This window comes from Pseudomonas koreensis (assembly GCF_012986595.1).
In the GTDB taxonomy this organism is placed as follows: domain Bacteria; phylum Pseudomonadota; class Gammaproteobacteria; order Pseudomonadales; family Pseudomonadaceae; genus Aquipseudomonas; species Aquipseudomonas koreensis.
The window spans coordinates 54,230-70,974 of the sequence record NZ_JAAQYM010000007.1 but is presented as its reverse complement, the minus strand read 5'-3'; the positions used below and the strand labels follow the sequence as shown (position 1 = coordinate 70,974).

The 16,745-nt window shown below is 61.3% G+C and carries 15 protein-coding genes; 7 read left to right on the top strand and 8 right to left on the bottom strand.

Annotation, left to right across the window (positions count from 1 at the left end; all coding sequences use genetic code 11):
* Window positions 1-111 precede the first annotated feature (111 nt).
* Complete coding sequence (locus HBN98_RS21375; RefSeq protein WP_083368718.1) at window positions 112-543, bottom strand: (R)-mandelonitrile lyase; 432 nt, start codon at window positions 541-543, stop codon at window positions 112-114.
* A gap of 211 nt (window positions 544-754) precedes the next feature.
* Between HBN98_RS21375 and HBN98_RS21370 the strand changes: the two genes are divergently transcribed.
* Window positions 755-1,648: a LysR family transcriptional regulator gene (locus HBN98_RS21370; RefSeq protein WP_083368717.1), complete on the top strand. Its 894-nt coding sequence runs from the start codon at window positions 755-757 to the stop codon at window positions 1,646-1,648.
* A gap of 9 nt (window positions 1,649-1,657) precedes the next feature.
* Here the strand turns inward: HBN98_RS21370 and HBN98_RS21365 are convergent, their stop codons facing one another.
* Together HBN98_RS21365 and HBN98_RS21360 are read right to left on the bottom strand one after the other, a co-directional pair.
* Entirely contained in the window at window positions 1,658-1,861 is a 204-nt protein-coding gene (locus tag HBN98_RS21365; protein ID WP_083368716.1) for a hypothetical protein, read from the bottom strand.
* Between the two features lie 174 nt (window positions 1,862-2,035).
* The gene (locus HBN98_RS21360) at window positions 2,036-2,980 is read right to left on the bottom strand and encodes an aldo/keto reductase (RefSeq protein ID WP_169844072.1); all 945 of its coding nucleotides are present in this window, start codon (window positions 2,978-2,980) and stop codon (window positions 2,036-2,038) included.
* Window positions 2,981-3,092: 112 nt separating this feature from the next.
* Here HBN98_RS21360 and HBN98_RS21355 point away from each other — a divergent pair, with 112 nt between their 5' ends.
* The 3 genes from HBN98_RS21355 to HBN98_RS21345 all read left to right on the top strand — a co-directional run bounded on the left by HBN98_RS21355 (window position 3,093) and on the right by HBN98_RS21345 (window position 5,971).
* Window positions 3,093-3,866: an alpha/beta hydrolase gene (locus HBN98_RS21355; RefSeq protein ID WP_083368715.1), complete on the top strand. Its 774-nt coding sequence runs from the start codon at window positions 3,093-3,095 to the stop codon at window positions 3,864-3,866.
* Between the two features lie 260 nt (window positions 3,867-4,126).
* On the top strand, window positions 4,127-4,993 hold the full coding sequence (locus HBN98_RS21350; protein WP_083368714.1) for a CAP domain-containing protein: 867 nt from the start codon (window positions 4,127-4,129) through the stop codon (window positions 4,991-4,993).
* A 546-nt stretch (window positions 4,994-5,539) separates the two neighbouring features.
* Entirely contained in the window at window positions 5,540-5,971 is a 432-nt protein-coding gene (locus tag HBN98_RS21345; protein WP_083368713.1) for a nuclear transport factor 2 family protein, read from the top strand.
* A gap of 162 nt (window positions 5,972-6,133) precedes the next feature.
* On the opposite strand, the gene mqo is transcribed toward HBN98_RS21345, so the two are convergent.
* Complete coding sequence (gene mqo, locus HBN98_RS21340; RefSeq protein WP_064588061.1) at window positions 6,134-7,777, bottom strand: malate dehydrogenase (quinone); 1,644 nt, start codon at window positions 7,775-7,777, stop codon at window positions 6,134-6,136.
* Between the two features lie 535 nt (window positions 7,778-8,312).
* Complete coding sequence (locus tag HBN98_RS28415) at window positions 8,313-9,926, bottom strand: methyl-accepting chemotaxis protein (protein WP_083368712.1); 1,614 nt, start codon at window positions 9,924-9,926, stop codon at window positions 8,313-8,315.
* A 187-nt stretch (window positions 9,927-10,113) separates the two neighbouring features.
* Here HBN98_RS28415 and HBN98_RS21330 point away from each other — a divergent pair, with 187 nt between their 5' ends.
* Both HBN98_RS21330 and HBN98_RS21325 read left to right on the top strand, forming a co-directional pair.
* On the top strand, window positions 10,114-10,428 hold the full coding sequence (locus HBN98_RS21330) for a DUF2388 domain-containing protein (protein ID WP_025111286.1): 315 nt from the start codon (window positions 10,114-10,116) through the stop codon (window positions 10,426-10,428).
* A gap of 80 nt (window positions 10,429-10,508) precedes the next feature.
* Window positions 10,509-10,919, top strand: coding sequence for a hypothetical protein (locus HBN98_RS21325; RefSeq protein WP_169844071.1), 411 nt, complete (start codon window positions 10,509-10,511; stop codon window positions 10,917-10,919).
* Here the strand turns inward: HBN98_RS21325 and ligD are convergent, their stop codons facing one another.
* Genes ligD through HBN98_RS21310 form a run of 3 tightly spaced genes read right to left on the bottom strand, consistent with a single transcriptional unit; the run spans window position 10,920 to window position 15,899 of the window.
* Window positions 10,920-13,538: a DNA ligase D gene (gene ligD, locus HBN98_RS21320; RefSeq protein ID WP_083368710.1), complete on the bottom strand. Its 2,619-nt coding sequence runs from the start codon at window positions 13,536-13,538 to the stop codon at window positions 10,920-10,922. It lies immediately after the preceding gene.
* A 17-nt stretch (window positions 13,539-13,555) separates the two neighbouring features.
* Window positions 13,556-14,509 (bottom strand): methyltransferase, encoded by a 954-nt coding sequence (locus HBN98_RS21315; protein ID WP_083368709.1) that lies wholly within the window; start codon window positions 14,507-14,509, stop codon window positions 13,556-13,558.
* 10 nt (window positions 14,510-14,519) lie between these two features.
* Window positions 14,520-15,899: an iron-containing redox enzyme family protein gene (locus HBN98_RS21310; RefSeq protein WP_083368708.1), complete on the bottom strand. Its 1,380-nt coding sequence runs from the start codon at window positions 15,897-15,899 to the stop codon at window positions 14,520-14,522.
* A 340-nt stretch (window positions 15,900-16,239) separates the two neighbouring features.
* Here HBN98_RS21310 and HBN98_RS21305 point away from each other — a divergent pair, with 340 nt between their 5' ends.
* Window positions 16,240-16,698 carry an REP-associated tyrosine transposase gene (locus tag HBN98_RS21305; RefSeq protein ID WP_083368707.1) on the top strand — a complete coding sequence of 153 codons (459 nt, stop codon included), beginning with the start codon at window positions 16,240-16,242 and terminating at the stop codon, window positions 16,696-16,698.
* Window positions 16,699-16,745 lie beyond the last annotated feature (47 nt).

The following is a 16,745-nucleotide window of genomic DNA, read 5'->3' as shown; positions in this document are numbered from 1 at the left end:
TCCCCCCCTGTAGGAGCTGCCGCAGGTTCGGGCCGCGTTCGGACGATCTTTTGACTTTAGCTTCTTCAAACAAGCGCAAAAGATCGCAGCCTGCGGCAGCTCCTACAGGGATCAGTGCGGGTATTGCGCCGCGCTTACCTGCTCCAGCCACTCCACCACTTCGCCATCCAGCACTTCGGCAATCGCAATGTGCGTCATCGCCGTGGTCGGCGCGGCGCCGTGCCAGTGCTTCACTTGCGGCGCGATCCACACGGTATCGCCGGGGCGGATTTCGCGAACCGGTTGACCCCATTCCTGCACAAAACCTGAACCGGCGGTGACGATCAGCGTCTGACCCAACGGATGACTGTGCCACGCGGTGCGTGCGCCCGGCTCGAACGTCACCGTGGCGCCGCTGACGCGCGCGTCATCGCTGCCCTTGAACGGCGCATCGACACGCACGGTGCCGGTGAACCAGTCCGCCGGGCCTTTGGCCGAGGGTTGTGAACCATTGGCGGTGACGGTGACGCCTGAGATTGGCGCATTGGCAGCAACTGAATTCATCACAAGACTCCAAATCTGTAAGAGACCTCCCTGTAGGAGCTGCCGCAGGCTCGGGCCGCGTTCGGACGATCTTTTGACTTTGTTTTTCAGGATCAAGATCAAAAGATCGCAGCCTGCGGCAGCTCCTACAGGAAACTTCCAGCACTTTAGCGAGCCGTACTCTTCGGATAATCGACTAGAATTCGAAAAAACTTATGCAGGACACTCATCAATGCTTCGAGAAAACGCCAGTGACCTGCTCGCCTTCCTCGCCGTGGCCCGCGAGCGCAGTTTCACCAAAGCGGCGGCCAAACTTGGCGTCTCGCAATCGGCGCTCAGCCATACCATTCGCGCCCTCGAAGCGCGCCTGGGGCTGCGCCTGCTGACCCGTACCACCCGCAGCGTCTCCCCGACCGAGGCCGGCGATCATTTGCTGCAGACCATCGGCCCGCGTTTCGAAGAGATCGAAGTCGAACTGGCGGCCCTGAGCAACCTGCGCGAAACCCCGGCCGGCCGCATCCGCATCAGCGCCACCGACCATTCGTTGAACTGGCTGCTGCGCCCGGTGCTCAACGAATTTCTGCCGAAATACCCGGACATCGCCGTGGAGGTGATCTGCGACTACGGTTTCGTCGACATTGCCGGGCAAGGTTTCGACGCCGGCATCCGCCTGGGCGAAGACGTCGCGCAAGGCATGATCGCCACCCGCATCGGCCCGGACATGCGCATGGCGGTGGTCGGCTCTCCGGCTTACTTCACCAGCCGTACCCGGCCGGAGACGCCGCGAGACCTGACCGCCCACGCCTGCAACAACCTGCGCCTGCCCACTAACGGCGGGCTGTACACCTGGGAGTTTGAGAAGGACGGCGAAAGCCTCAAGGTGCGGGTGTCCGGGCAAGTCACCCTGAATGGCGTCTACCCGCTGCTCGACGCCGCACTGGACGGTTTCGGCCTCAGTTACATCCCGGAAAACATCGTTGCCCCGCATCTGGCCGACGGGCATCTGGTGCAAGTGCTGGCAGACTGGTGCCCGACGTTTGCCGGTTATCACCTGTACTACCCGAGCCGGCGGCAGGCCGCACCGGCGTTTGCCTTGTTGCTGGAGGCGTTGCGCTACCGCCACTGATCGCGCCGATCACTTTTTATAACACCCGGCACTGCGCCAGTAAGATTTGGCCAGCGCGACGGCTTCCGCTGTCGAACTGGCGATCACCGTTGCCTCTTGTCCGCGCTCATGTCCCAGACAGATGTACTCCGCTGTCTCTGCGCAGGCACTCATGTAGGCCGCCAACAGCCAGGCCGCGACAACGCCGGGCAACGTCTGGCAGGTCCGCTTCATGGAGATTCTTCCCTGTCGAAACGTGGATCTCCATGATTGTTCGCAGCAACGGCTTCGCCAACTGTCATATCTGACAGTTGCTTAGAGGGTTTGGAAATAACAGGACGCTGAACCCGGCATAATCTGTGCACAAACCGACGTTGCTCGCTCCTGAGAGGGCCGTGGTGCGGCCTGTTATTTTACCCACTCAATCAACTGATACCGCTGCGCATCGGTGAGCATCGGCCCGAACCCGGCGCCGGCGTTATCCGCCATGTAGCGCGGATTGCCGGTGCCGGGAATCACGCAGGTCACCGCCGGGTTCGCCAGCAGGAATTTCAGCGCCAGTTGCGGCCAGCTGTTGACTTGAACATCCGAGACCCAGGCCGGCAACGGCTTGCCCTTGAGCCGCGCGAGCAACCCGCCTCCACCGAACGGCCGATTGCAGATCACCGCCACTCCACGATCGCGGCACAGCGGCAGAATGCGTTTTTCCACGCTGCGATCATCGAGGGCGTAGTTGATTTGCAGGAAGTCGAGCGGTTCGGCCTTGAGCAGCGCTTCGACTTCGTCGTAGGCCGAAGACGTGTAATGGCTGATGCCGATGTAGCGGATGCGCCCCTGTTCTTTCCATTCGCGCAGGGTCGGCAGATGGCTCTGCCAGTCCAGCAGATTGTGAATCTGCATCAGGTCGATGCGCTCGGTGCGCAGCAGACGGAAGGATTGTTCCATCTGCGCAATGCCCTCCTCGCGCCCGCGGGTCCAGACCTTGGTCGCCAGAAACGCGGGGGAACGCGGTTCGTGGATCGACAGCAGCTCGCCGGTGGTTTGCTCGGCACGGCCGTACATCGGTGAGCTGTCGATCAGCGTGCCACCCTTTCTGAACAGCTCGTCGAGCACCGCCGGCAATGGCTTGTAAGCCGGATCGCCCGGCGCGACATCAAAGCCGCGATAAGTGCCCAGGCCCACCATGGGCAGCAATTCGGCGCTGGAAGGGATGGCGCGGGTCTGCATGGTCTGGCCTCCTGAAGTGTTCGGCGAGGTGGCGGTGGCCAACGCCCGGTGCAAAGTGAAAACCGCCGAAACCCCGGCAGCCAGCGTGAGCAGGCGGCGCCGCGAGTAACCCTCAGTGTGGCGCATGCCGGTGCTCCTGCTGCGTGGATCTGTTGCAGGGTGTGTGGCATGGCGATCAGCACCTATCGCTGAACTACACTGCCGTTACGCACCTGCGCGTCCCGTTAAAGTTAGCCGAATGTCCCGAACCGTCCTGTCACTCGTCGCATTGATCGTCGCGTTGTACTTGGCGCTGTGTGCGGCGGTGTTCGTGTTTCAGCGCTCGCTGATCTATTTCCCGCAGACCGAGAGCGCCGTCGCCACGCCGGATTCGCGGCTGAAACTGTCGATGCCGGATGCCGATGTCTGGGTGAGCGTTCGCGAACGCGCCGGGCCAAAGGCGCTGATCTACTTTGGCGGCAACGCCGAGGACGTGTCGCGCAACCTGCCGTCGTTCAGCCAGGCCTTTCCCGATTACGCGCTGTTTCTAATGAACTACCGGGGGTTTGGCGGCAGCGGCGGCGCGCCCTCGGAGGAAGCGATCGCCAAAGATGCGCTGGCCCTGTTCGACCGGGTGTACGCCAGCCATCCGCAGATTGCCGTGATCGGGCGCAGCCTGGGATCCGGGGTGGCGGTACGGCTGGCGAGTCAGCGTCCAGCGAGCCGGCTGATTCTGGTGACGCCGTACAACAGCCTCGAAGAAATCGCCGTTCGCCAGTACCCGTGGCTGCCGGTGCAGTGGATGCTCAAGGATCGCTTCGAGTCGGGCCGCTATGCCGCGCACATTCAGGTGCCGACGTTGCTGCTGGCGGCCAGCGATGACCAAGTGATTCCACGGGACAGCACGCAGCGGCTGCTGGCGCATTTCCCCAAAGGCGTGGCGACGCTGCGGGTGGTGCCGGACGCGGGGCATAACTCGATTTCCGAGCGGGAGCAGTATCTGCAGTGGATGGGGGATGTGCTCAATCGTTGATGTCTGTTTATTGCATTGTCTGAACTGGCCGCTTCGCGAGCAGGCTCGCTCTCACCTTGGCAACGCGTGCCCCCTGTGGGAGCGAGCCTGCTCGCGAAGGCGCCAGTCCATGCAACACAACATTCAGGCCTGCCCTTCATCAACCCAGCAAAAAAGCCTTTTGGCCAGCATGAACCAAGTCTCAAAAGCCCAGTCCTAGTGGCGCCGCATCCTGCGGTCGCCCACTTCAGCACTGTCCTTTTCCCAGAGCTTGCCGTCCCATGCGCCACACCGTTCGCCCATCCCGCTTCGTTTCGTTGTGCCTGCTGATCCTTTCGCCACTGTTCACCGAGACCGCTCACGCCAGCGAGGAGCGGCAACTGGTGGCCGCCATCAACGACTACCGCGCCCATCCGCAACGCTGCGATCGTCGGCCGGCGCAACGTCTGGCGCCACTGTCGTTGAAATCGAATCTGGCCCTGCCGATCGGCTATGGCTACGGCGGAGGCTTGCGCGAGACGTTGAAGTCCGCGGGTTATTCGGCAGTGGCGGTGCGCAGTATCCGCATCATCGGTGCCGGGGATGCCGAAGAAGCCTTTGAACAGCTGCAAGACAGCCACTGCACCGCGCTGCTCGACGCCCAATACGCCGACATTGGCGTCAGCCGTTCCCGCGGTGAATGGCAAGTGGTGCTGGCCCGACCGGTGCTCGACAGTCATGTCGGCGACAACCGCAACGTCGGCCAAGCGCTGCTCGCCGAGGTCAACGCCGCCCGCGCACGCCCACGGATGTGCGGGCGCCAGCGTTTCGCCGCCGCGAGGCCGTTGAGCTGGAACGCCGCATTGGGCGCGGCGGCTCAGGGCCACAGTAAGGCCATGGCTTACGGCAACTACTTCGCGCACCGCGATCCTGATGGAGATCTGCCCGCAGATCGCGCCCGGGCAGCGGGTTATCGGGGCCGACAGATTGGTGAAAACATCGCCGCCGGGCAGAGTTCACCGGGCAAAGCCATGGCCGGATGGCTGGCCAGTCCGGGGCATTGTGCGAATTTGATGAACCCGATGTTTACCCAGGTGGGGGCCGGGTTTGCCAGCGAGGCGCGCAGTGATGAAGGGGTTTACTGGACAATGCTGTTTGGCGCGCCTTGATTTTTGCAGTGAAACGGCGGGCCCTTTCGCCAGCAGGCTCGCACCGGCCTGTTGTCCGGTGTCTGCAAAAACACAGGGGCGAGCCTGCGGATTTCTGCCGGGATCAGCCTCCCAGAGTTTCCCGAAGGTCGGCACTTCAGGGAGGGCTGATACCGGTCACTTGGGTGGGTGAGTTTTCTTCAGGCTACCCGTCAAACCGGAGAAATCGTCGCCAGCATCCCGATCAGAATGGTCAATGTCAGAAACCCACCCAGGAAAATCGCCATCTTGTTCATGCTGCTCTCCTTAATGCTGAGCTTGCGGTGCACCGGGCGCTTCGGGATGAAGCACTGCCGCGAGTGACCGAATTTGCAGGGGTATTCTGAGCGCCTGACTGAACCGGTTACAGAGGCAGATCCAAGAGAAAAATACGGATCAGATGCCCATCTGATCCGCTCCGATCCATGGCCCGGTATTCAGAGCAGCACACAAAGGTTCGTGATCCGCGTCTTTGAACTAGAGTGATTGCCGTCGCGTGAAGAACAACAACAATCCCAGGAGTGGTCAATGTCCGAACTGAACCTGCACCCCAACGCCGCCGAATCCCTGAAGCACTGGCACGAGATGATCCGCACCGGCAACCTCAAGGCCTTGCCCGAACTGCTCGAGCCGAACGCGGTGTTCCGCTCGCCCATGGCCCACACCCCCTACCCCGGTGCGCCAGTGGTGACGATGATCCTCAACACCGTGTTCAACGTGTTCGAAGACTTCAAATACCACCGCGAACTGGTGACTGCCGACGGTTTGAATGTGGTGCTGGAGTTCAGTGCCAAGGTGGGGGCGAAGGAGCTGAAGGGGATCGACATGATTCGCTTCGATGAGGCCGGGAAGATTGTCGAGTTTGAGGTGATGGTGCGTCCGTTGAGTGGCTTGCAGGCGTTGGGGGAAGAGATGGGCCGTCGTCTCGGCGCCTATCTGGCGAGCGCAAAATCAGTGTAGGAGCTGCCGCAGGCTGCGATCTTTTGATCTTTTTTTGAATCAAAATCCAAAGATCGTCCGATCGCGGCCCGAACCTTCGGCAGCTCCTACAGGGGTTTGGGGCACAAAAAAAGCCCACTGACCGTCGCCGGTTCAGTGGGCTTTTGTGTGTCTGGCGTCTAGTTACAGCGCCATGTCACGTGCAGCATTTTCCTTCGGTGCTTCAGCTTTTTCAGCGGCTGGTGCAGCCGGAGCAGCCTGACCGATGACCGGCGGCGTTGGCAGTTCGAGGATCTTGGCGGTGTACGCCCACTCTTGTGCCACTTTCGCCGGATCGCTGTTCAGCTGGGTGCCGTAGCTTGGAACGATCTGGTGCAGCTTGGCTTGCCACTCAGGGGTCGCGACTTTGTCTTTGAAGACTTTCTGCAGCACGCTCAGCATGATCGGTGCAGCGGTCGACGCGCCTGGCGATGCGCCTAGCAGGCCGGCGATGGAGCCGTCTTGTGCAGCAACGATTTCGGTGCCCAGTTTCAGCACGCCGCCAGCGGCTTCATCACGCTTGATGATTTGCACGCGTTGGCCGGCTTGCCACAGGCGCCAGTCTTCGGCTTTGGCGTTCGGGAAGTATTCCTTCAGCGCGTTCAGACGGTCTTCATCCGACAGCATCAGTTGACCGGCCAGGTACTCGACCAGCGGGTATTCCTTGATGCCGACCTTGGTCATCGGCCAGATGTTGTGGGTGGTGGTGCTGGTCAGCAGGTCCAGGTACGAGCCTTCTTTCAGGAACTTGGTGCTGAAGGTCGCGAATGGGCCAAACAGAATGACGCGCTTGCCATCCAGAACACGGGTGTCCAGGTGCGGAACCGACATTGGCGGTGCGCCAACCGAGGCTTTACCGTAGGCCTTGGCCAAGTGCTGCTCGGCGATGGCCGGGTTATCGGTCACCAGGAACGAGCCGCCTACCGGGAAGCCAGCGTATTCCTTGGCTTCAGGAATGCCCGACTTCTGCAGCAGGTGCAGAGCACCGCCACCGGCGCCGATGAACACGAACTTGGCGTCGGTTTCAGTCTTGGTGCCGTCTTTCAGGTTTTTGTAGCTGACGCGCCAGGTGCCGTCGGCGTTCTTGGTGATGTCTTCGACTTCGCTCGACAGTTTCAGGTCGAAGTTAGGCTTGGTCTGCAGGTAACCGGCGAACTGGCGGGTGATTTCGCCGAAGTTCATGTCGGTACCCAGCGGGCTCCAGGTGGCCGCGATTTTCTGGTTCGGGTCACGCCCTTCCATCATCAGCGGGACCCACTTCTTGATCACAGCCGGGTCTTCGGAGTACTGCATACCGGCGAACAGCGGGCTCGCTTGCAGGGCTTCGTAGCGCTTTTTCAGGAACTTGATGTTGTCATCACCCCACACAAAGCTCATGTGCGGCGTGGTGTTGATGAACGAGCGAGGGTTCTTCAGAACGCCTTGCTGAACCTGCCAGGCCCAGAACTGACGGGACACCTGGAACGCTTCGTTGATCTCGACGGCTTTCGGGATCGTTACGTTGCCCTTGTCGTCTTCCGGGGTGTAGTTCAGCTCGGCCAGCGCCGAGTGACCGGTACCGGCGTTGTTCCAGCCGTTGGAGCTTTCCAGGGCGACGCCATCAAGGCGCTCGACCATTTCCATCGACCAGCTCGGTTCCAGCTCATTGATCCACACACCCAGGGTGGTGCTCATGATGCCGCCGCCGATCAGCAGGACGTCAACTTTCTTTGCTTCTGCAGCATTGGCGGACGACATCCCCATCGCCAAAGCCAGCCCGAGCAAGGCTGTGTTCACTTTCTTAAACATCCGTTGCACCTATGATAAAACGCCTTCCGCCCGCCGCTGTTGTGGGTATGAGGGCCTTTTGTCGCGACACTCAGGCCAGGGTCGCGGGCACCTTCACACTGCAATTTTGACGGGTGGGCACACAAGGCCGATGTACCGCATCGACCTCAGTTAATGTCCCTTCTGAACTGACTTTTTATCATTATTGGCTTCAGCTACTTGAGCGACAGGGATCCCGTCAGCCCGCCAAAAGGCAGGCAGACCGAATTAGGTCAAACCAAGTTGGCGCGAAGAATATCACGTCAGGGCAAACCCGCGCGTCTGTTCCCGACTTGAGAGTCTTTTTCCGCTCTGGGGCGTTTATCGGCCGATCCGGGCTGAACATGACCTCGATGAAGCGGCTACCTGAAGGCTTTCAGCAAAATGTGCAGGCCAGGACCGGCCTTTTCGTGAGCAGGCTCGCTCCCACGGGGGAAATGCATTCCAAAGTGGGAGCGAGCCTGCTCGCGATAACGGCAGACCGGACACCACATCCGGCCGGGCTCCAACCATGCCCTTACAGCCGAAACCGATCCACCGACAGCGCCAACGCCCCCGCCAGACTCGACAGCTCATCCGTGGTATTGGCCGTCTGCCCGATCACCTTGCTGTTGCCCTCGGACATCCCGGCGATCATTTCCACCTGATGGGCAATCTCGTTGCTGGCCTGGCTTTGCTCGCCGATGGTGCGAGTGATGTCGTTGACCAGTTGTGTGGTGCTGAGGGTGGCGTCGAGGATTTCGCGGATCGCCCGTTCGACTTCGGCCGTCACCGCCATGCCCTTGTCGACTTGGGCCACGCCGGCCTCCATGCTGCTGACCGCCTCGCGGGTGCTGTGCTGGATGCGCGCGACCATGGCAGCGATTTCCTGGGTTGAGGCGCTGGTGCGGGCGGCCAGGCTGCGCACTTCGTCGGCGACCACCGCAAAGCCCCTGCCCTGCTCGCCGGCCCGTGCCGCTTCGATAGCGGCGTTGAGCGCCAGCAGATTGGTCTGGTCGGCAATGCTCTTGATCACCTGAATGATGTTGAAGATGCCTTCGGATTCCTGATCCAGCGTGCGGATCACCTGTGCCGATTGCTGCGCCGAGCGGGCGATGTCATCCATGTCGCTGACTACCTGATGGATCACTTGCCCGCCGCTCTTGGCCAGCGCTTCGGCCTGATTGGCCATGCCCAGCGCGCGTTCAGCATGGCGGGTGATTTCCTCGATGCTGGCGGTCATCTGGCTGGCAGCGGCGGCCATGGTGCCGGCGGCGACGCTTTGCTGCTGACTGCTGTCGGCCACCTGATGGCAGCCGTGGCTCAGTTGCTCGCTCATGCCGCTGACGCCGTGGGCGTTGCGCCGCACCACATCGATCATGTTGCGCAGGTCGCGTTGCATGGTTGCCAGGCTGCGGATCAGCGTACTGGCTTCGTCCTTGCCGGCAGGTTCGCTGATCGGCTCGCTGAGGTTGCCGTGGGCGATGCTTTGGGCAATGTGGTTGGCGGACTTCAGCGGCCCCATGATGCTGAGGGTCACCCAGCGTCCCTGCGCCAACAACAGCAACAGGCTGGCGAGCAACACCACGGCGAGGGCGATGTTGGCATTGCGGATCGCGCTTTCGGTGGCTTGACGAGTGTCGCGGGTGTTGCTTTCGATCAACTCGCTGAGGGCCGCCATTTGCTCTTCGAGCCGACTGAACGCGGCGTTGAACGTGCCCAATTCCCGTTGCGCACTGTCCGGGTTGTCCAGTGCCAGGCCGACGATGCGCTCGGCCGCCTCAATGTAGGTGTCCAGGCTGGGTTTGATCTGCTCCAACGCCGTCTTGAGCGGCGGATTGACCGGCAGTTTGAGGTTTTCATCCAGCACTTCGCGAAAGTGTGTCGCGTGCTCGTTGATCGAATCCCGCACCTCGGCCGCCGTGCCGGTGCTTTTACCCAGGCCCACCAGCAGCGCCGAGTAAACATCGGCGCGCAGCGCGTCGTGCATCATGTCGGCTTCCATGTGATTGCGCAGCGCGGTCATGCTCACCGCGTTGTCGTCTACCGCGCCGGACATGCGCGTATTCCCCACGTAGCTGACCAGACTCACGATCAGCGCTGTCAGCAGACTGGTTGCAATCAGCAACAACAAACGCAATTTGATCGACACCTTGGGTTCCTCCTGAGGCTCGCGGGAATGCGCCTGTGAGGTTTCAGTTAAGCCTATTTGTGCGAACGCGCCGCAGCCGAGCGTTTCAGCAAGTATCCTTCAGCATCGATGGAACTCCGACACGCAGCGCCCCTCTCACATTATGCAGTCCTTCCTTTTTGCTTCGCGCTTGTGGAGGAACACCGTCATGCGCAAGTTAGTGCTCGTTTCTTCTCTCCTGCTCTGCCTTCCTGTCGGCTCGGCCCTGGCTCGTGTTGATGCCGGAGACGTCGCCACCTCGGCGGGCGTTTCGGCTTCGCTGTACTCGACCTTCAAGGATCATAAAATGGTGATTCCGGCCCGTGACGACCTGTCTGCGTTTGTCGCCAGCGGCGGTGCCATCCGTGGGGTTTATCTTGAATCGGTGCTGCAACAGGTGCGCCACGACAATCCTGGGCTGAACGCCAGCGATGAAGACCTCGCCAATGCGATTCTGGTGCATTACGAAGGTCTGAATCAGTAACGGTCACGCAGGCGGCGGCCGATGGACGGCTGCCGAAGGCGCATAGGCAAAACGGTCTGACGGCCTCTATGATGGAGGCCATGACGACTCTTGCGCCTGTGGTGCCTTTGCGCTCACCCTGCCCGCCCGGCGCCTGCGATTGCGGGCGCGAATCGTTGCTGGAAACGCCCGGCACGGACTTGCGCATCCTGCGTCTGACCCGCGACCAGGAAAAGATCCTCCTCGCGCGCCTTGAGCAGCTCAAAGACCTCGCCGATCTGCGGCATCTGCAAACGCGCATGTATGAGCAGTTGGGCATGCGCGTGGAAGTCGCCCCGGGGTTTCATGAGGTGCGCAGCATGCTGGGTATCGAGATTCAGATCGAGGAACTGCCGGGGCTGTGCCGCAAGACACGCAAAGCCATCCCGGCGGCCATTCGTCGAGGGCTGAACAATCAACCGAAAATTGCCTTCGAACTGCTCAACGCCCACGACTTGCTGCGCGACACCTGATCATTTTTTCATGCCGACCCGCTTGCGCATCTCTGCGGTGATGCTCTGGCGGGTTTTCTTCATATCGGCCCACGGCGCGTCGCCGACCTCGTTCAGGCGCTCATGGACGTTGCTGATGTTCCATTGATTGCCCCCCTTGATCTCCCCCACTTCTTCACGAAACAACGGCACCGACACCGGTAACCCTTCGCGGGTGCGCGCCGCGTAGGCACAAATGGTGGTGGCGCCCAGACCGTTGCGCAGGTAATCGATGAAGATTCGCCCCACGCGATTTTTCGGCCCGGACACCGCGGAAAACCGTTCCGGCAACAGCTTGGCCATGTGACTGACGATCGCATGGCTGAAGTCCTTGACCTCGTCCCAGCCATGCTTGCGGGTCAACGGCACCACCAGGTGAATGCCCTTGCCGCCACTGGTTTTGAGAAAGGCCTTGAGCCCCAGTTCATCGAGCACGGTCAGAGTCAGCGCGGTGGCCTCGACCATGCTTTTCCACGGCAGCGCAGGGTCCGGGTCGAGATCGAGAACGAAGCGGTCGGGTTTTTCCAGATCGACCGTCGTGGCGTTCCAGGTGTGCAGTTCCACCGTGCTCATCTGCACCGCGCCAATCAGCGCTTCGGCGTTGTTGATCAGCATCACCGGTTGGCCGGTGACGTCCTTGTCCAGCGTGGTGATGCCGGGGATAGCCAGGCGCTCGGCGTTTTTCTGAAAGAACAGTTCGCCGGCGATGCCGTCCGGCGCCCGCACCAGCGCCACCGGGCGCTCCTTGAGTTGCGGCAGGATCCACTCGGCGACGCTGGCGTAATACTCGGCCAGTCGCATCTTGGTGGTGCCGCTGACCGCATCAATCACCCGGTCGGGATGGGTGATGCGCACTTTGCCGCTGGCGAGGCCAAGCTGCGACGGCGCCGCCTCGGCTTTCTTCGCAGAGGTGGCTTGGTTTGATGAAGCGGCTTTTTTTGATTGAGCTGCTTTCTTCGCTGGACTGGCTTTGGCTGACGTCTTCACGGTGTTCGCTCGCTCCTCGGTAATCGCCTTGGCCGGTTTGTCATTGCGCAAACCATGGAACACGGCGTGGCGCACCGAGCCGTCCTTGGTCATCTCGGCGAACGCCACTTCCGCCAACAGGCTCGGCTTGAGCCAGTGCACGCCTTTGGCGTCGAAGCCGCTCGGCGGATTGACCACGGCGGCCTTCTTCACCTGCAACGGCTTGAGCTGGGCGAGGATGCTTTTCAGCGTCGTTTCGTTGAACCCGGTGCCGACCTTGCCGGCGTAGCGCAACTCGCCGCTGTCGCGATCATGCAGGCCCAGCAGCAAAGCACCGAAGGCACTGCGCGCGCCTTTCGGATCGGTGTAGCCGACAACCACGAATTCCTGCCGATGTTTGCACTTGAGCTTGATCCAGTCACCGCTGCGCCGCGACACGTAGGGTGAGCCGAGGCGTTTGCCGATCAGCCCTTCCATCTGCATCTGGCAGGCACTGTTGAGCAGCGCGTCCGGGGTTTCGTCGAAAGCTTCGGAAAAGCGCAGCAACGGCTGCTCATGCCCGCCGAGCACCGTGGACAACGCCGCGCGGCGCTCCTCGACCGGCACTTCGCGCAGGTCGACGCCGTTGAGATACGGCATGTCGAACAGGTAGAACATGATGCTGCCGCTGCGCCCGGCTTCGAAGGCGTTTTGCAACGCCTGAAAGTCCGGCACACCGTGTTCGTTGGTGACCACCACTTCGCCGTCCAGCCACGCCGATTCCAGACTCAGCGCAGCCAACGCCTGCGCCTGTTGCGGCAGCTTGTGCGTCCAGTCGTGGCCGTTGCGGGTGAACAGCTGCACCTCGCCGTGATCAATGCGCGCCATGATCCGGTAGCCGTCGAACTTGATCTCGTAGCTCCACTGCCCCCCAGGTGCGCTGTCGACCAGAGTCGCCAGCTGCGGCTTGAGCTGTGCCGGAAGTTTGGCCTTGCGCGCACCGGTGAGCGTGCCGGACGCCGCTTTGCGCGGTTTGGCCGGGGATTTTTTCACCGGCTTGGCTTGCTCGGCGGCGAGCCTCGGTTTGCTGATCAAGGTGCGCTCGCTGAGCACGCTGTTCGGCTCTGCACTCAGCACGTCGTAATCGTCTTGCGGACGGGCGGCGCTGTCCTGATGCTTGATCAGAAACCAGTTCTCCTTCTTGCCCGGCATGTGGGTGCGCACCAGGTTCCAGAGTCCGGACAGTTTTTCACCCTGCAACTCGAACTTGAGTTTGCCCTTGGCGTAGGCCTTGGCCGGGTCTTCCTGCGGAATCCACACGCCACGATCCCAGACGATCACATCGCCGGCGCCGTAATGCCCTTCGGGAATGCTGCCCTCGAACGTGGCGTAATCCAGCGGATGGTCTTCGACATGCACCGCCAAGCGCTTGACCTTGGGGTCGAGCGACGGCCCCTTGGGCACCGCCCAGCTCTTCAGCGCGCCATCGAGTTCAAGGCGAAAGTCGTAATGCAGGTGCGAAGCGTCGTGCTTCTGGATGCAGAACTGCAGCGCATGGTCAGTGGCCTTGCTGCGGCCACGGCGCTTGACGGCGGCGGGCTCGGAGGTCGCCGAGAAATCGCGCATGCGGTTGTAGTCGTCGAGGTTCCTGTTCATGGCGCACCTGCCTTGTGTCAGCCAATGCGGGTCACGGTCAGCGCGACCACGGCGATCCGGTCCACACGCTGGTAACCGGGGTTCAACAATTCTTCACCGAACACGTCGGGATCCAGTTCGCGATAGGTCCAGCCAAACCGCGTCGAGTCCAGCCGTGGCACCACGGTGTCGAAAAACGGATCGCGGCCATCGACCATCGCCACGCCGGTGTACAGCAGTAACGAACCACCGGGCGCCAACCGATTGAGCGCCTGTTCGACGATGCGCAACGACAGTCCGGCACCCAGCGTGCCACCGCCATGGCGGTAAGCGCGCCCGGCCGGATCGGCCATGTACGGCGGGTTGGCGACAATCAGGTCGAAGCTGCCGTCGGTGCCCTGCAGCACATCGCTGGCTTGCACCTGGACGTTGGCAACCTCGGCCAACGCCGCATTGACTGCGGTCAGGCGCAGCGCAGCAGGATTGATATCCACCGCCAGCACCTCGGCTTCACGCCGCGCGCGGGCAATCAGAATCGCCCCGACACCCGCGCCGCAGCCGATGTCCACGGCGCGTTGAATCGGCGCGAAGCTCTGTTGCAGATGCGCGTGAATCAGTTGCGCGAAACGGTAGGTGTCCGGGCCGAAAAACACCGAATCGGCGGCGTCGGTGGGAAACCCGGAGTGAACGAAGAGCAAGTCATCCAGGCTCGACCAGCGCACCCGGCTCTTCAAGCGGCCGTCGTAAACATCAATCACTTGGGCTTCCTGCAATTGCCGCTGCTCGTCAGCGGACAACAGCCCCGGTTCGAACGGGCGCGACCAACCAAACACGTCGCGCAGGGTATCGGCCACCTGCCCTTCGTCACGCTGGTTGACGCGCTGATGGGTCAACGGCGTTGGCGTGATGAAGCGGTAGCCGTCGGCCTGCAAGCGCCGGCCGAGTTGCAGCAGTGTCAGATCGTTGGCAGACAGTTGTTCTTCCTGAGTCATGAAAATGTCCTTAGCGCAGGCTGGATTTGAGTTCGATGAAGCGACGGGTTGCGAGCAGCCCCGCTGGGTGGGCATGCCGGGCCGGTGACAACCACGGGATCAGCGTTGCCATCTGCGCGTGGCCGTCCTGGCCTTGCAGGGCGGCGCTCAGGCGTTGCACATCGGGATCGTGTTCGGGGACGGCGGCGTCCGGGGTTGCAACCTGACGGCTGCGTCTTGGCGCCTTGCGTTGGTCGGATGGCGTCCAGTCGCCAGCAATCCAGTCGTGCAGCAGCTGTTTTTCATACGGGCTGAACACGCCGAACATCGCCGCACCGTCGCCGTCGATCAACTGCCAGAAGCGGCTAGCCTGCGGGTCCTCGTTGCGTTTGATCCAGCCTTTGTCCTGCATCGCCTGCAGGAACCCGGGCAACTGCTCGGGGGTGGCCAGCCACTGATTGACGGTTTTGCCTTCGAAGCGGCAGTAGTCCGAGTGCATGTGCTGACCGAACGGACGCTTGCGCTCGAGCATCGCCAGCACTTCGTGTTCCAGATCAAAACCCTCGATGATCGCGTGACTGCCCTGCCCCAGGTCATTGAGTCGATACCCCAGCGACACCCGGCGCAGGAATTCGCCACGATCAGCCTCCAGCGGCAGCAGGTCGAGCACCGACTGCACGGCTTTCTGCGCATGGCCGGTGCTGGCATTGTCGATGGTCACGTGGAGGGTGAAGTAGTACGGATCGATGCCCAACTCGCTGAGTTCATAGGCGCTTATCAGCAAATGCAGGGGCAATTGTTCGTAACCGAGGTTGTAGCCGATCACTTCCGGCAGCAACGCCTCGCCACAAGCCCCAAGCGCCAGTTGCAGCGCGCCTTGCAGGTAGCGTTCATCGGCGATGGCACTGGCGTCCTGCAGGCCGTGCTCGGCGAGCAGTTTGCGGTAGATCACCACATGGTTCTGCGCAGGATTACCGTCGCCGAGTTCTTCCAGATAGGTGCACAACAAACCGTCGAAACGCGGGTCGCGCCATTGCGCCAGCAAGCCGTACAGCCACGCGCCATCAACCAGTTTGGTCGGCGCTACCGCTTGCAGAAAGTACAGTGCGTGCGCCTTGTTGCTGAAGTACTGACGCGGCCCGCCAGTCTGACGCTGTTGCAAATAGTCGGCGTATTGCCGGGCAACCTCGGTGCAGTGCTCGGCGACCCAGGCTTGCCAGGCAGACGGATCCAGCGTTAGCGCCTCAGGCAACTGCGCGGCGCGCTGCAACTGTTCGCTGAGAAAATCCTGCGCGAGATTTTCAGGCTGATCCTCGATCAGCAGCGCCTCATAAATACGCCGCAGATCGCCAGCAGCAATGATCGGCTGTTGCTGCGCACTCGGCGCTTGCAGGGAAGTCAGGGCAGTCATGTCAGGGGTCTCGGTCGGTTGGCCTGTCAGGGCGTTGTTTCACGCCTCTACAGCAGCAGAGCAACCGCCACGGAGAAAAATTCAATCGACATGAAAATTGCCCTGACGGACGGCCTGATTAGCGCCAATTCTCTTTCATTCGATCACTTGATCACTTGATCACTTGATCACTGTAGGAGCTGCCGAAGGCTGCGATCTTTTGATTTTGAACATCAGAAGATCGTCCGCACGCGGCCCGAACCTCCGGCAGCTCCTACATTTACATCGTGTAAAAGCTTGGCCGCGCGGATTGTTTTTGGAACGCTAGTGTTGAGGTACAACGATTAAGGAGGGCAATGGAATGCCTGAAGCTGCAACAGCGTGCAGTTTGCGCAAGGGACGATATTCGGAAGTTGGGCGGGTTTATTTGCTGACGGCGGTGGTTGAAGAGCGTCGACCGGTTTTTTCCGACTGGAGAATCGGACGATTGTTGGTTGCACAGATGCGCGCGGCCGATGAAGCAGGATTGGTTGAATCTCTGGCTTGGGTGGTCATGCCGGACCCTCTGCATTGGCTGGTCGAGTTGAAACGAGGCTCTTTGGCGCAATTGATGTGTCGTGTAAAGGCAAGAAGTTGCCGGTCAATCAATTTGATGTCCGGTAGCCAAGGCGGCCTATGGCAACGTGGATATCACGACCGTGCTCTACGTCGCGATGAAGATTTGAAGGCGGCAGCCCGCTACATCGTCATGAACCCATTGCGGGCTGGCCTGGTGCAGCGATTGGGTGATTACCCTTTGTGGGACGCAATCTGGCTTTGAAGATCAAAAGATCGCAGCCTGCGGCAGCTCCTACAGGAATTGGCATC

Coding starts and splice junctions, on each gene's coding strand:
- HBN98_RS21355 (WP_083368715.1), top strand. CDS start 3,093: ATGTCCCGAACCGTCCTGTCACTCGTCGCATTGATCGTCGCGTTGTAC.
- HBN98_RS21305 (WP_083368707.1), top strand. CDS start 16,240: ATGCCTGAAGCTGCAACAGCGTGCAGTTTGCGCAAGGGACGATATTCG.
- HBN98_RS21325 (WP_169844071.1), top strand. CDS start 10,509: ATGACGACTCTTGCGCCTGTGGTGCCTTTGCGCTCACCCTGCCCGCCC.
- HBN98_RS21350 (WP_083368714.1), top strand. CDS start 4,127: ATGCGCCACACCGTTCGCCCATCCCGCTTCGTTTCGTTGTGCCTGCTG.
- mqo (WP_064588061.1), bottom strand. CDS start 7,777: ATGTTTAAGAAAGTGAACACAGCCTTGCTCGGGCTGGCTTTGGCGATG.
- HBN98_RS21330 (WP_025111286.1), top strand. CDS start 10,114: ATGCGCAAGTTAGTGCTCGTTTCTTCTCTCCTGCTCTGCCTTCCTGTC.
- HBN98_RS21310 (WP_083368708.1), bottom strand. CDS start 15,899: ATGACTGCCCTGACTTCCCTGCAAGCGCCGAGTGCGCAGCAACAGCCG.
- HBN98_RS21345 (WP_083368713.1), top strand. CDS start 5,540: ATGTCCGAACTGAACCTGCACCCCAACGCCGCCGAATCCCTGAAGCAC.
- HBN98_RS21315 (WP_083368709.1), bottom strand. CDS start 14,509: ATGACTCAGGAAGAACAACTGTCTGCCAACGATCTGACACTGCTGCAA.
- HBN98_RS21370 (WP_083368717.1), top strand. CDS start 755: ATGCTTCGAGAAAACGCCAGTGACCTGCTCGCCTTCCTCGCCGTGGCC.
- HBN98_RS21360 (WP_169844072.1), bottom strand. CDS start 2,980: ATGCGCCACACTGAGGGTTACTCGCGGCGCCGCCTGCTCACGCTGGCT.
- HBN98_RS21375 (WP_083368718.1), bottom strand. CDS start 543: ATGAATTCAGTTGCTGCCAATGCGCCAATCTCAGGCGTCACCGTCACC.
- ligD (WP_083368710.1), bottom strand. CDS start 13,538: ATGAACAGGAACCTCGACGACTACAACCGCATGCGCGATTTCTCGGCG.
- HBN98_RS21365 (WP_083368716.1), bottom strand. CDS start 1,861: ATGAAGCGGACCTGCCAGACGTTGCCCGGCGTTGTCGCGGCCTGGCTG.